At 56.0% G+C, this 12960-nt stretch carries 12 protein-coding genes; 7 read left to right on the top strand and 5 right to left on the bottom strand.

The window, feature by feature from the left end; translation table 11 throughout:
• Positions 1-192 precede the first annotated feature (192 nt).
• A complete protein-coding gene (locus tag Y017_RS14115) occupies positions 193-657 on the top strand; it encodes a bacteriohemerythrin (RefSeq protein ID WP_035461609.1) in 465 nt (154 codons plus the stop codon).
• A 153-nt stretch (positions 658-810) separates the two neighbouring features.
• Here Y017_RS14115 and Y017_RS14110 read toward each other — a convergent pair whose 3' ends face one another.
• From Y017_RS14110 to Y017_RS14100, 3 genes are all read right to left on the bottom strand, one after another.
• Positions 811-1047: a DUF5062 family protein gene (locus Y017_RS14110; RefSeq protein ID WP_035461606.1), complete on the bottom strand. Its 237-nt coding sequence runs from the start codon at positions 1045-1047 to the stop codon at positions 811-813.
• A 344-nt stretch (positions 1048-1391) separates the two neighbouring features.
• Complete coding sequence (locus Y017_RS14105; protein ID WP_051428786.1) at positions 1392-2093, bottom strand: fumarylacetoacetate hydrolase family protein; 702 nt, start codon at positions 2091-2093, stop codon at positions 1392-1394.
• Positions 2086-3480 carry an FAD-binding oxidoreductase gene (locus Y017_RS14100; RefSeq protein ID WP_035461604.1) on the bottom strand — a complete coding sequence of 465 codons (1395 nt, stop codon included), beginning with the start codon at positions 3478-3480 and terminating at the stop codon, positions 2086-2088. The genes Y017_RS14105 and Y017_RS14100 overlap by 8 nt, the downstream gene beginning before the upstream one ends.
• Before the next feature lie 142 nt (positions 3481-3622).
• Here Y017_RS14100 and serA point away from each other — a divergent pair, with 142 nt between their 5' ends.
• The 5 genes from serA to Y017_RS14075 all read left to right on the top strand — a co-directional run bounded on the left by serA (position 3623) and on the right by Y017_RS14075 (position 8867).
• Entirely contained in the window at positions 3623-4852 is a 1230-nt protein-coding gene (serA, locus tag Y017_RS14095; protein ID WP_011587366.1) for a phosphoglycerate dehydrogenase, read from the top strand.
• A 126-nt stretch (positions 4853-4978) separates the two neighbouring features.
• Positions 4979-6346, top strand: coding sequence for a COG3014 family protein (locus Y017_RS14090; RefSeq protein ID WP_011587367.1), 1368 nt, complete (start codon positions 4979-4981; stop codon positions 6344-6346).
• Positions 6343-6741 carry a YcfL family protein gene (locus Y017_RS14085; protein ID WP_011587368.1) on the top strand — a complete coding sequence of 133 codons (399 nt, stop codon included), beginning with the start codon at positions 6343-6345 and terminating at the stop codon, positions 6739-6741. Before Y017_RS14090 ends, Y017_RS14085 begins: the two co-directional genes overlap by 4 nt.
• A 43-nt stretch (positions 6742-6784) precedes the next feature.
• Positions 6785-7375, top strand: coding sequence for a penicillin-binding protein activator LpoB (gene lpoB / locus Y017_RS14080; protein ID WP_011587369.1), 591 nt, complete (start codon positions 6785-6787; stop codon positions 7373-7375).
• Positions 7376-7574: 199 nt separating this feature from the next.
• Complete coding sequence (locus tag Y017_RS14075; RefSeq protein WP_035461602.1) at positions 7575-8867, top strand: CsgG/HfaB family protein; 1293 nt, start codon at positions 7575-7577, stop codon at positions 8865-8867.
• Positions 8868-9034: 167 nt separating this feature from the next.
• Here the strand turns inward: Y017_RS14075 and Y017_RS14070 are convergent, their stop codons facing one another.
• On the bottom strand, positions 9035-10294 hold the full coding sequence (locus Y017_RS14070) for a PepSY domain-containing protein (RefSeq protein WP_035461628.1): 1260 nt from the start codon (positions 10292-10294) through the stop codon (positions 9035-9037).
• 79 nt (positions 10295-10373) lie between these two features.
• The gene (locus Y017_RS14065; RefSeq protein WP_035461600.1) at positions 10374-10976 is read right to left on the bottom strand and encodes an HPP family protein; all 603 of its coding nucleotides are present in this window, start codon (positions 10974-10976) and stop codon (positions 10374-10376) included.
• 150 nt (positions 10977-11126) lie between these two features.
• Between Y017_RS14065 and Y017_RS14060 the strand changes: the two genes are divergently transcribed.
• On the top strand, positions 11127-12914 hold the full coding sequence (locus tag Y017_RS14060) for a monovalent cation:proton antiporter-2 (CPA2) family protein (RefSeq protein WP_035461598.1): 1788 nt from the start codon (positions 11127-11129) through the stop codon (positions 12912-12914).
• Positions 12915-12960 lie beyond the last annotated feature (46 nt).

Here is a 12960-nt window from a genome sequence, read left to right as displayed (position 1 = left end):
TCGAGGAATGGCTGTGGCGGTCATTATCCCGCTTTTAACCCTCACCGTCTGTAGGAGGACGGTTTTCTCGGCTGTGGACTTTACTCGGCACACTGCTGTTTAAACATTGATCTATGTCTACATTGGCTACCCTGCCTGCTGCTAGCGTAAAGCCCATATTGCTTGCCCCACACCACTAACCGGAGAGGGATCATGCGCCTCGTATGGGGCCCGGCCTATGAACTGGGCATTTTGGTCATCGACCAGCAGCATAAACGCATCGTGGATTACATCAACGACCTAGACCGTCTAGTCGGCCAGCCTGGCGCCCAACTGGGCGTGGCCCGAGTGCTCTATGATCTGGTGGACTACACCGAATCCCACTTCAGTTTTGAGGAAGCACTGATGGAGCGGGCCGGCTACGACAAGCTGGATGATCACCACTCTCAGCATCGCAAGTTCATCTTTCACATTGAGTCCCTGCTGCGGCGTCATGAAGATGGCGTCGATGTGGCAGAGTCGCTATTGCGGGTTTTGGAAAAGTGGCTGTTCCACCATATTCTTGAAGAAGATCGTGCCTATACGCAGCAGGTGCGGGATTTTATCGACGGTATTGGTCGTGAACGGCTGGGCGGCTGGGTCAACGAAAATTTGCGAAAACACTTTCGGATGATGTAATCATGGTTAGAGCGCTATTTCACAGAGGATAATAGCGCTATCAACGACCGTAATTTGGGCAGCGACACCGCTGCCCTGCTCGCTATTATTTTGCTGGGTACGGTGTTTGCCGCGCGTAAGACCCAGAGCCCATAGCACGGGGTTATTGTTTCATTACGGTTGTTTAGAGGCCCAGATCGCCAGCTTGTGCTGAATCGTGGGTTGCGACACCTGGTCCTCTGGTAATGGCTGGATGATCTTGTCATGGACCAGCAGGCGATAAATATAGAGCAACTTCTCGGAGGCAGAATCGGTTGCTTCAAATTCCACCACGCCGCGTTTCTCTGCGTAGGCGACCCCTATCTGTATGGCTTTCTTGACCAGCTCTTTCTCGTTTTTCAGTTTCTTCATGGGGCTTGCCCTCACTGCTAGCTCAATGTGCAGCTTGGCACAAAGCGGCTTGGGGCATAAGTGCGGGTGTAATGAGAGGGGCTAGGTGGTTTGATCGCTGAGCGATAACCTGTTCTGGCATACGCCGGATGCCGCCCTTGGGGGCTTCGCGATGTAAACATTCATGTTCAGAAATCTCACAGGCAGTTTTGCTTTGGTCATCACATAGAGGCGCGTTGCGCCTCACTATGGCTCCAAGGCTACTGGAGATCTCCGTATTCAACACCGTGTTTGGCGGTTTCGCGGTTCCAGGGGTGCTTCCATCATGAGGGGCCAGGAAGGTGGCGGCGGGAGTTGTGTCGTTATCAGGCGACGGAGCCAAACACCTGAATGATGTTGCCCAGCCTGGCGGTGAACTTGTCGCCGCTGTTCAGCGGACCGACGCCGGCGGGGGTGCCGGTGAAAACTAGATCGCCTGGTTCCAAGGTGAAGGTCTGGCTGATTTCCGATAACAGCTCGAAGGTGGGGAACAGCATTTGGCCGGTGTGGCCGTGTTGTTTTACGGCGTCGTTAAGTTCTAGGGTAACGCCCAGGTCCTGGCGCACCGAGATACCGCGGGCATCGATAAAGCCGGATACCGGGGCGGCGCCGTCGAAGGCTTTGGCCCGTTCCCAGGGGTGGCCTTTTTCTTTAAGCTGATTTTGTACTTCGCGCAGGGTCAGGTCCAGGCCGATGCCGTAGGCGGCGACACTGAAGCGCACGTGATCCAGGCGGGTTTCCTTGCGGATGCGTTTGCCGATCAGCACGACCATTTCTACTTCGTGGTGTACTGGCCCCTGCCCTTCGGGCAACACCAGCGGCTCGTGCAGGCTGGTCAACGCGGTGGCGGGTTTCATAAATAAAAGCGGCGATTCCGGCACGTCATTGCCCAGCTCTTTGGCGTGGTCGGCGTAGTTGCGGCCCACGCAGACCACCTTGCCCACCGGCATGTTCATGGCGGAGCCGTCGATCCAGCGATGTTGGTAACCGTCCGGGTCTACTTGGACTTCGTTGATCTCATCAAACATCGAACAGTTTTCCCGGGTTCATCACATTGTTGGGGTCGAATACCTGTTTCACCGCTTTCATGCAGGCGATTTCTTCCGGGCTGCGGGAGTATTCGAGGTAGGGTTTCTTGGTCATGCCCACGCCGTGTTCGGCGGAAATCGAGCCGTTGTATTTTTGCACGATCTCGAACACCCACTTGGAGACGTTATTGCACTTGGCGAAGAAGTCTTCCTTGGGCAGGTCTGCTGGTTTGAGGATGTTCAGGTGCATGTTGCCGTCGCCAATGTGCCCGAACCAGACGATTTCGAAATCCGGGTAGGCGTCTTGCACCACGGTGTCGATGTCTTCGACAAAGTCCGGCACTTTAGAGACGGTGACGGAGATGTCGTTCTTGTAGGGGGTGTGAGGAGCGATGGATTCGGAGATGCGTTCGCGCAGCTGCCACAGCTGATCCAGCTGCTGTAGCGACTGGCTCATGACGCCGTCCAGTACCCAGCCTTCTTCCACGCAGCGTTCAAAAATGGCCATGGCCTGGTCGCCGATTTGCTCAGACAACTGCTCGAATTCCAGCAGGCAGTAGAACGGGCATTCGGTATCGAAAGGCTTGGCGACACCGTGTTCCAGCACGTGGGCCATGGCCTTGTCGGAGAAGAACTCAAAGGCGGTGAGGTCGATGTCCTGCTGGAAGGCATGGAGGATTTTCATTACTTCCCGGAAGCCTGGTGCGCCCAGTACCAGGGCTGTCAGGTCTTTGGGCTCGCGGGCCAGTTTTACTGTGGCTTCCACCACAAAGCCCAGGGTGCCTTCTGAGCCGATAAACAGGTGGCGAAAGTCATAGCCGGTGGCGTTCTTGATCAGGCCCTTGTTCAGGTCCAGTAGTTCACCTTTGCCGGTGACCACTTTCAGGCCGGTGATCCAATCGCGGGTCATGCCGTAGCGAATTACTTTGATGCCACCGGCGTTGGTGCCGATGTTGCCGCCGATTTGGCTGGAGCCGGCGGAGGCAAAATCGACCGGATAGAACAGACCTTTCTGTTCGGCGAATTCCTGCAGCTGCTGGGTAATGACGCCGGGCTGTACGGTGACGGCGCGGTCGAATTCGTTGAAATCGAGGATCGTATTCATACGATCAAAGGCCACGACTAGCTCATTGTTGGCGGCGACTGCGCCAGCGGACAGGCCGGTGCGACCCCCGGATGGCACGAGGTGCAAACCATGCTCGTTGGCGATTTCGACGATCTGTTGCACTTCCTCGGTGGTTTCCGGCAGTGCCACGGCACAGGGTGCCGGTGCCCATACCTTGGTCCAGTCGACCCCGTAACGTTCGGCGCTTTCCTGGTCGGTGAGGCAGCGATTGCCAAGCAAATCAGTTAGTTGCTCTAAGGCAGCATGGGCAAGGGCAGTCATCAACAGGTCTCCTGAACGGGTTTAACCGGGGGGTTGAAACGGGTTCACGCTGACTTGAGCAGAAGTACAGCATGGGTTGCTCTCAATTTGAGCGCGCTATGTTAACATACGCGCCCATTTCACAGGCTACCGAGACAGAATCATGGCCGATACTTCTCTTGAGAAGGATAAGATCCGCGTTCTCCTGCTCGAGGGCATCCACGAAAACGCCGTGGAGAACCTGAAAGCGAATGGTTACTCCAATGTGGAGCTGCTGCCCACCGCGCTCACCGGGGATGACCTGACTGCCAAAATCAAGGATGCTCATTTTGTTGGCATCCGCTCCCGCACCCAGCTCACCGAAGAGGTGTTTGAGGCAGCGGAAAAACTGATTGGCGTTGGCTGTTTCTGTATTGGCACTAACCAGGTAGACCTGAAGGCCGCCCTGAAGCGTGGTATCCCGGTTTTCAACGCGCCTTACTCCAACACCCGCTCGGTGGCGGAATTGGTGATTGCTCACACCATCAATATGATGCGCGGCATTCCGGAAAAGAATGCGGTTGCCCACCGTGGTGGCTGGCTGAAGTCTGCCAAGGACAGTTACGAGATCCGTGGCAAGACCTTGGGTATCGTGGGTTACGGCAACATCGGTGCGCAAGTGAGCGTGTTGGCTGAATCCATGGGCATGAGAGTAAAGTTCTACGACGTGGTACCTAAGCTGCCGCTGGGTAACGCTGAGCAGGTGGGTACTCTCACTGATCTGCTGGCCCAGTCTGATGTGGTGAGCCTGCACGTGCCGGACACTGCTGATACCCGCTGGATGATTCAGGAAGAGCAGATCCGTGCGATCAAGCCCAAGGGTTACCTGATCAATTATGCGCGCGGCAAGGTTGTCGACATTGAAGCGTTGGCGGCGGCCCTGAACGACGGCCACCTGTTGGGCGCGGCCATCGATGTGTTCCCGGAAGAGCCGAAAGGTAACGATGACGAGTTCATCAGCCCGCTGCGCGAATTCGATAATGTGATTCTGACTCCGCACATTGGTGGCTCCACCAAGGAAGCCCAGGTCAACATCGGTACGGAAGTGTCCGAAAAGCTGATCCGTTATTCCGACAACGGCGCTACCTTAGGTGCGGTGAATTTCCCGGAAGTGGCTCTGCCCCCGCATCCAGATATGCACCGCCTGCTTCACACCCACAAGAACGTGCCCGGCGTGCTGACTCAGATCAACACGGTTTTCTCCGAAAATGGCATCAACATTTGTGGCCAGTACCTGCAAACCAACGAAGAGATTGGTTACGTGGTTATTGATGTGGATAAGGGCTACAGCCAATTGGCGCTGGAAAAGCTACGCACTATCGACGGCACCATTCGTACCCGGGTGCTGTTCTAGGGCATAGAGCTTGCGGTATACATGCGTCGGCATATTGTGCCGGCGATATGTGAACTGCTCGACAAAAAGCCGGAGTCAGGCTAACTTGCCTGCTTCGGCTTTTTTCTTGGGGCGTACACTAAGACCATGAATTTATTAAGGAAGGGATGCCTGTGGGTGGCGTTGTTGGCAACGCTGAGTGGGTGTGCCACGAACTCCCTGTTCGTCTCTTACCCCAGCCAGGCACAAAAATGGAAAGCCACATTGGGGAATGAGGCTGCCAGTTTGGGGACCATGCAGAAATTGGAGAAAGCCACCGCCGGGGGCGATGGCGTGTTGTATCTTCAAGAGTTAGGCCGGGTCGCGCAGCTCAATGGCCAGGGTGAGGTCAGCCGTAATGCCTTTGCCGATGCGGTGTCCAAATACGATGCTGAAGACGCCAGCGCGAAAATCCAAGTGTCCTCTCTAGCCGCCAGCGGTACCTCTTTGCTCACCAACGATAATGCCCGCCCTTATGTGGCACCGGACTACGAGCGCATCTTTACCCGTGCCTATCAGGCCATGAATTATTGGGCTGAAAACGATGTCACCGGCACCGCTGTAGAATTGCGGGCGGCGGCACTCGAGCAGCGGGTGTCGGCCAGCAAACGGGAAAAGGAAATCGCTAAGGCTGAGGAAAAGGCGCAAGAGAACGACGTGGACGTGTCCCAGTTCGATGGTTACTTCGAGGGTATTGATGCGGTAGCCGGTGACGTTAAAGCCAGCTTCCAGAATGCCTGGACCTTCTATCTGTCTGCCTTGTTCTGGGAGGCGCATGGTGAATATAACGATGCCTTGGTCGATTACAAGAAAGCGCTGGAGATCCATTCCGGCATCGATATGATTAAGGAAGACGTGGAACGGGTGTCTAACCCAGAGGCTCGGAGTGGCAGTGATGAGGGCATGGTGGCGGTGCTCTATGAACAGGGCTTTGTGCAACCCCGGGAAGAGTTCTCCCTGCCGATTCCCACTGTCCACGGGGTGTTTTCCGTGGCATTCCCGACCTATGCGATTAGCAGCAAGCCACGCCCGGACAGCCTGCGAGTGCTCGACAGCGCTAGCCAGCCGTTGGGCGAAACCGTGGTGTTGGCGGATGTGGGCGGCTTGGCCGCGAAAGATTTGAAAGAGCGCATGCCCGGCATGTTGGTACGCCAGACGCTGCGGGCCACGGCTAAATACAACATGCAAAAACAGGCCAACGACAACTTCGGCCTATTAGGCTCATTGAGCACTCAGATTTATAATTTGGTTAGTGAGCAGGCCGACCGTCGCAGCTGGCTGAGCTTGCCAGCCTATGCTCAGGCTACCCGACTTCACTTGCCTCAAGGTGAGCACGTATTAGTGCTAAGTACCCCGGCAGGTAACAGAACGCTGACGGTTCCGGTCGTGCGCCGGGGCCTCACCGTGATTCATGCAGTGGCCGTACCTGGCCAGTTGATTACTCGCATATTACCCGTTCAGGAGGGTCCCCTATGACATTTTTACGCCCGATGTTGGCAATACTGGTAGCGTTGGTGCTGGCGGCATGTTCCGCCAGCAATAAAGGCCAGATGGAAGTAACCGAAGACGGCGAAGTCGTCACTAAGGTGCATTCCAGCAATAGCTTGCTCTCCAGCCGCATTTCCGTTGTAGACCTGCGTCAAAAGCGCGTTGGCGATTTGCTTCAGGTTCAGGCTGTGTTGGAGAACGACTGGAAATTCCAGCTCGACTTCCAATACAAGTTCAAATGGTTTGATGCCGACGGTTTCGAGCTTGAGCCAGAAGCCCAGCCCTGGCGGCAGGTGGTGATGGCCGGTCGTAGCCAGAACAGTGTGCAGGGGGTGTCCCCCAACCCGTCCGCCGTGCGCTTCGAAATCTGGGTGCAGGAATAACGGTCAGCCCAGCTGACGCAACAAGGAACAAGGAGAAATAAGAATGGTACGTTTATTTTCAATGATGATGCTCGGCGCTGCATTGGTGCTGTCTGGTTGTTCCACTGTGGATTATGGTGATGCCCAAGGCCGTGAAACCGTGAATACCGACTTCGGTTCCACTGACCTGCAGATGATTGCCAGCAAGATGGTGGATGACATGCTGGTGTTCCCGCCCATTGTGCAGATGACCCAGAGCCGTCGCCCGGTGGTCTTTGTCGATCGCATCAAGAACAAGACCACCGAGCATGTGGACACGGAATCCATCACAGATACCATCCAGTCCAAGCTGATCAATTCCGGTAAATTTCGTTTTGCCGACATGACGGTGGTTAATCGTGTACGCGAACAGTTGGATTACCAGAGTGATTCCGGCCTGGTGGATCAGAGCACTGCCGCGGCCATGGGTCGTCAAATCGGCGCTGAGTTCATGATGTACGGTAACTTTTCTTCCATTGTGAAGCGTGATGGCAGCACCAAAGATGTGTATTACAAATTCACCCTGAAGTTGCTCAACATCCAGACCGGTATCATTGAGTGGGCGAACGAGAAAGAAATCCGCAAGACCAAATCCAAAAGCCTGTTCGGCCTGTAAAGCGACGGTATTTGCGGTGGCAAATGATTACGGCAACCCTCGCCGGGTTCTACCGAGGCGGTTGGAGGCAGGGAGGCCTGCCTCCGTTATTGGGGTGCGCGGGAACGGCGTTATTGATACGCTTTGTTCCCGGTTCATGCCGGCCTTATTCGTGATATAAGTGGTGGAGCGGTTGCCGCTACTGGCAAGGAGATCTTTCATGATCAAACGTCTTTTCTCTCCCTTTTTTCTTATCCTGCTGCTTTGTTCGTCTTTCAGCTATGCGATGACCGAAACCGTTTCCGTGTCAGCGCGGGGGTATGGCGATAACCCGGAGCAAGCCATGACCAATGCCCTGGTCGCGGCTGTGCGTCAGGGAGGTGGTGTGACCTTGGCGGTGGATCCTAATTTCCGCACAAATGTGTATGAATGGGTGATCAACCAAAAGGGAGATGTGTCTACTTGGCAGGGCAAAGAGACGTCGGTGCCGGAGCCGCAGTTGCCAACGCTGGGTAACATAAAAACCTACCAGGTCCAGACAGTGAAGCAGGTAAATGACGGTATCTGGCAGGCGCAGATCCAAGCGGAGATCCTGCGGCCCAAGACTATCGGCCCGGACCGCTCTCACTTGCCAGGCATTGCCATTGCTACTTTTGATAGCGCCAAAAGCAGCTATGATCTCGGTGATATCAAGGTGCCCGCGAGCCAAGTGCAGCATCAACTTCAAGATAACCTAACAATGGCATTTTCCCAGTCCGGTCGCTACCGGGTGCTGGACCGTACCTACCTTGCGGATGTCGATGAAGAGTTGGGCGTGGTGGCCCAAGGCAGCATCGCCCCGGAAGAAATGGCACGGCTGGGTCAGCGTAAGGGCGCGGATCTGCTGTTGGTGGGTACCATTGAAGACTTCCAGATTGGCGACAGCGCGCAAGCGTTCTACGGCGCTAAGATGGGAGGTTACGCCCCCTATGTGCGGGTCCGCTATCGTCTTATCGACACCACTACCACGGAAATTCTGTGGAGCGATCTTTACGAGTGGGACAAATCAGAAGCGGTTATCCGTGAGATTGCCCGCCAACTCAACATCGACGACCGTAATCACCCGGAGCGTTTAGCCGATCAGATTTACCCGGAAATTGCCCGCGCCATTGCCGGTGATGCCACTGACGTGCTTTATCCGGTGCAGGTGATTAAGGTTGATGGTGAGGCGGTATTTCTGAGCCAGGGCCAAGGGCGTTTGGAGAAAGGCGGCATCATGAAAGTGTATCGTCCTGCCGGGGAAATGAAAGACCCGGATACCGGTATGACCATCAAGCTGGAAGGCGAAGCCTTGGCCACCCTTAAGGTGAGCGATGTACGCACCGACTACGGCATTGCTCGAGTGGAAGGTGAAGCGAGCCCTTTGCAAGTAGGTGACCGGGTACGCTCGGACAAGCAGGCCCAACGTTCGTTGGCGTCACCCGCTGGCCAGGCTGCGACGCCGGGATCCTCGGACGCTCCCCTCAAGTGGTAAACACACCCCCCCGCAAACGCGGGGGTTTTTGTTTGGGCAAACATACCTCTATTCTTTCGTGGGCGATGCTCCCTAGCTGCGAACCGCAGCGTGGGAGTGAGTGAAACCCTAGGCAGCAACGTAAAAGCGTTTGTCCGGTCCTTGGAGTGACACGCTTGCTGCAATGCTCAAGGCGTGGTGGTAGCCGCCATCGCTGCTTCTTGTTTACGACGCTTGCTCGTTACCCTCGCCTTTCTTTTTTTCCACCAGATTACCAGCCCGGTGATGGAGAGCATGGCGACCGCAATGCCCATGATTGAGACGATAATGCGCCCAGGTAGGCCGACGATGCGACCAGAATGCAGGGGGAACTGTAGTTGGCTGAAGACATCCGCGACGGTGCCTTCCCAGGGCTCTTCCTCACCAATTAAAGCGGCACTGCGGCCATCGTAATAGAGGCTCTTCACCTTCATTCCGCCGCTATCGTGGTCTTCCCCTGGGTAGTAGAAACGCACCCCGAAGACCGCAAAATTGTCGCTGTAGAAGGTGTCACCAATGGGCTCGTCCCAGCCGCGATTGTCCGCGTGCGTTCGAGCCTTTTGGAACAATGCAGGCCAGCTAACCTGGGGTTCTACGGGGTCATGCAATGCGGTGGGCGTGCGTGTTTCAAACGGCCCGGGGGTAGTTTCGGACACTATAGACATGACCGGGTAAAAGATTTCTCGGTATAAGTTTAGGGAAAATGAGGTAAAGGCTAGCATCAACAATAAAGCGAAGGTCCACAGGCCGACGGCCCGGTGCAGGTCGAAATTCAGTTTGTAGGCGCCCGCGCCGCGGCGAATCATCCAGGCGGGTTTCCAGCGTTGCAGCCAGCTCTTGCCCGCCGGTTTCTGGGTGCGGCGTTTGCGCGGCAGAGTCAGCGCCATGGCGATAAACGTGTCGAATAACCATACCATGGCGGCGGCACCCATCAACCAGATGCCCCAGCGGTTGATGCCGTTCCATTCCGGCAGGTGCAGGGTGAAATGCAGCTTGTACAGAAACGACATCAGGTGTTCCGGGTGCAGGGAGATTTTCCCCCATTCGCGTTTGCCGACGATTTCGCCGGTAACCGGATCTACGAAGGCATGGTCGTAACCCAGTTCGTAGCGCCGCCCGGTGTCCGGGTTTACTTTGGCATCCACCCAGATTTCGGCGTTATGGCCCGGCTCTGCTTCTAGGGCAAAGAAGCTGGCCCGGACTCGCGGGTCCGCGTTTTCCACATGACGGACCAGTTCCAGCATGGGCAGTGGCTCGCCTTGGCTCTGGCTTGTAAAAAGATGCGGGTTAAGCCATTCATCCAATTCGTGATCCCAAGAAATCACGGCTCCGGTCAAGCCGGCAATAATCAGAAAAGCGGCAATGAAGAGACCGAACCAGCGGTGAAGTAGAACCAGTAATGCGCGCATGCAGAATCCAACCGGGCTGACAATGCCGCGCAGCCTAGCATAAAGCGGAATCATTCTCATTGTGTCAGGGCGCGGGGTATTAGGTGTTCGGTTGAGGGGTTTTCCACAATGGGTAAGGAATGCCGGCAAGCCGATTGATTACGAAAGCCTGAGCAACCAGTAATGCCACGGCGCTAAGCAACACAGGCAGTTGTTGCAGCTCATGCATTAGCCCCAGCGACACGATCAGTGCGGTGGCGCCGGCCGGGGGGTGAGCCACCCGAAACAGGATCATCAATGCACTGGCCATGCCCAATGACAGCCCTGCCGCCACCACACGGGGCCATTCTACCCCGGTAATGAAGGCGGCTGGCGCATCATGCAGCCCGCATACCCATAACGATGCCCAGCCACACAGTGCGCCGATCAGATGGCCGCACAGCACATTGCGGGGGGACGCGGCTTCCGCCAAGGGAAGATGAAATAACAGAAAGGCGCTGGCGCCCAGGGAGGGAAAGATAAACGCTTGCTGAGTAACCAGCGCCACACTGGCGATCAGTGCAATGCTCAGGCCACCATTGACGAGATTAAACAGTGCCAACACCACACGGGGATTAAAGCGTTCGCTCATGGCTTCCAGATGCAGCTGCCGTAACACGCCACCCACTAGTTGCTGGCGGAGCTGATCGCTTTGCTTGCTCATGGTGCGCACTAATCCAGGGCAGAAAAAGAGCGCAATACTAAGGGTTTGCTGCTCCCTGGGCAATTATGGTGCAAAACGTGCGCTAAATGCCTTTAACAACGTGAACAAACGAAATCCGCTAGCATTAGCTAAGACAAAAAGGAGAGCGGTGTGGACGGATTTTTCTCGCAGGCGCTGGTGTTGCTGGGGGCGACACTGGTGTTGTTGCCGTTGTTCCAACGGCTGGGGCTGGGCAGCATTCTGGGCTATTTGGCGGCGGGCATTGCTGTAGGGCCGTTGGGGTTTGGGCTGGTTAGTGGCGGTAACGATGTACTGCATTTTGCCGAGTTGGGGGTGGTGTTGATGCTGTTCTTGGTGGGGTTGGAGCTGGCCCCGCAGCAACTCTGGGCGCAGCGCCAGCGGCTGGTAGGGCTGGGGGCCAGCCAAATGGTGTTCAGTGCCTTGCTATTGACCGGCGGTTTTTATTTGTTGGGCTTCGATAGCCATCAAAGCGTGGCGATCGGGGCCACCCTCGCGCTGTCCTCCACGGCGTTTGTAGTGCAAATGCTGGTGGAAACCAACCAGCTGGGTACCTCTCAGGGGCGATCAGCCTTTTCCATTCTGTTATTTCAGGATTTGGCTGTGATCCCGATTCTGCTATTGCTGCCGTTACTGGCCGGGGCCCAGGCGGGTGAAGATAGCCCCCAGTTATTGGCAGGCCTCGTTGCGCTGGCGGCGATGGTATTAGCGGGCAAGTATGCGTTGAACCCGTGGCTCGGCTGGCAGGCCAAGCTGCGTAACCGGGAGCTGATGACCGCCAGTGCACTGATGTTGGTGTTGGGTTCTGCGGCGTTGATGGAACACCTGGGGCTGTCTATGGGGCTGGGGGCTTTTGTGGCGGGTGTGCTGCTGGCCAATTCGCCGTATCGGGAGCAGCTGGAAACCGATATCCAGCCATTCAAGGGTCTGTTGCTCGGGCTGTTTTTCCTGGCCATCGGCATGACCATGGATTTGCGTCTGCTGTTGGATCATTCGGGCAACATCGCGTTGTTCTTGGTTATGTTATTGGGTCTAAAGGGGCTGGTACTGGTCGCCATTAGCCGACTGCGTGGAGCGCAATGGCGCAGTACCGTCATGTTCGGCATTCTGCTTAGCCAGGGCGGTGAGTTTGCCTTTGTGCTGCTGACTCAGGCTCAGACGTTGAATTTACTCGATAGCACTCTGGCCGGGCAGCTGAATCTGGTGGTGGCGTTGTCTATGGCCTGTACCCCGTTGTTGCTGAAACTAGTAACGCTTTTGTGGCCTAAGGCGGATGGCAAGGCACCGCGCAAGGATCTGGAAGAAGAAGACATGCCCAGCAATCACCACCCCCAGGTGGTGATTGCTGGGCTAGGTCGCTTCGGGCAGATCACTGCCCGGATTCTGGTGGGGCGCCAGATCCCCTTCACTGCGCTGGATTCGGACCCGGACGAAATCGATTTGCTGCGTCGTTACGGTAATGAGGTGTACTTCGGTGATGTGACCCGGCTAGATCTGCTGCACAACGCCGGGCTGGGACAGGCCAAGGTGCTGGTGCTGGCCGTGGATGATGTGGACGCTTCTTTGAAAGCCGCAGAGCTGGTGCGCGACCATTTCCCCAATGTGACCATCGTGGCTCGTGCCCGTGACCGCTATCACGCTTACAAGCTGCATGCCCTTGGAGTGGAGCAAGTGATTCGAGAAAGCTTTGAATCCGCCCTGCTGAGTGCGCGCCTGACGTTAATACAGTTAGGGGTGCCTGAGTCCACGGCCATTGATTTGGTGCGCAGTTTTCGGGAGTTGGATGAGCGCCTGTTACTGGAACAGATTGAACATCGCGCGGACATGGAGATGTTAGTGGAAACCAACGCGAGAGGGAGGGCTGAACTGCAATCGTTATTGTCTGAGGGCAAAGCAGGCCAAAAAACAGGAAGCAATTGAGAATGGTTCGCGCCTGCATTATCATCTCCGGCTGAGTCCGGTCGCT

The sequence above is a fragment of the Alcanivorax sp. 97CO-5 genome, from assembly GCF_000524665.1.
Taxonomy (GTDB): Bacteria; Pseudomonadota; Gammaproteobacteria; order Pseudomonadales; family Alcanivoracaceae; genus Alcanivorax; species Alcanivorax borkumensis.
The sequence above is the reverse complement of the archived record's forward strand: the minus strand, read 5'-3'. Positions and strand labels throughout refer to the sequence as shown.

Bases quoted from the DNA above. Each gene is read 5' to 3' on its own strand.
- Y017_RS14115 (WP_035461609.1), top strand. From the start codon at position 193: ATGCGCCTCGTATGGGGCCCGGCCTATGAACTGGGCATTTTGGTCATC.
- Y017_RS14110 (WP_035461606.1), bottom strand. From the start codon at position 1,047: ATGAAGAAACTGAAAAACGAGAAAGAGCTGGTCAAGAAAGCCATACAG.
- Y017_RS14105 (WP_051428786.1), bottom strand. From the start codon at position 2,093: ATGTTTGATGAGATCAACGAAGTCCAAGTAGACCCGGACGGTTACCAA.
- Y017_RS14100 (WP_035461604.1), bottom strand. From the start codon at position 3,480: ATGACTGCCCTTGCCCATGCTGCCTTAGAGCAACTAACTGATTTGCTT.
- serA (WP_011587366.1), top strand. From the start codon at position 3,623: ATGGCCGATACTTCTCTTGAGAAGGATAAGATCCGCGTTCTCCTGCTC.
- Y017_RS14090 (WP_011587367.1), top strand. From the start codon at position 4,979: ATGAATTTATTAAGGAAGGGATGCCTGTGGGTGGCGTTGTTGGCAACG.
- Y017_RS14085 (WP_011587368.1), top strand. From the start codon at position 6,343: ATGACATTTTTACGCCCGATGTTGGCAATACTGGTAGCGTTGGTGCTG.
- lpoB (WP_011587369.1), top strand. From the start codon at position 6,785: ATGGTACGTTTATTTTCAATGATGATGCTCGGCGCTGCATTGGTGCTG.
- Y017_RS14075 (WP_035461602.1), top strand. From the start codon at position 7,575: ATGATCAAACGTCTTTTCTCTCCCTTTTTTCTTATCCTGCTGCTTTGT.
- Y017_RS14070 (WP_035461628.1), bottom strand. From the start codon at position 10,294: ATGCGCGCATTACTGGTTCTACTTCACCGCTGGTTCGGTCTCTTCATT.
- Y017_RS14065 (WP_035461600.1), bottom strand. From the start codon at position 10,976: ATGAGCAAGCAAAGCGATCAGCTCCGCCAGCAACTAGTGGGTGGCGTG.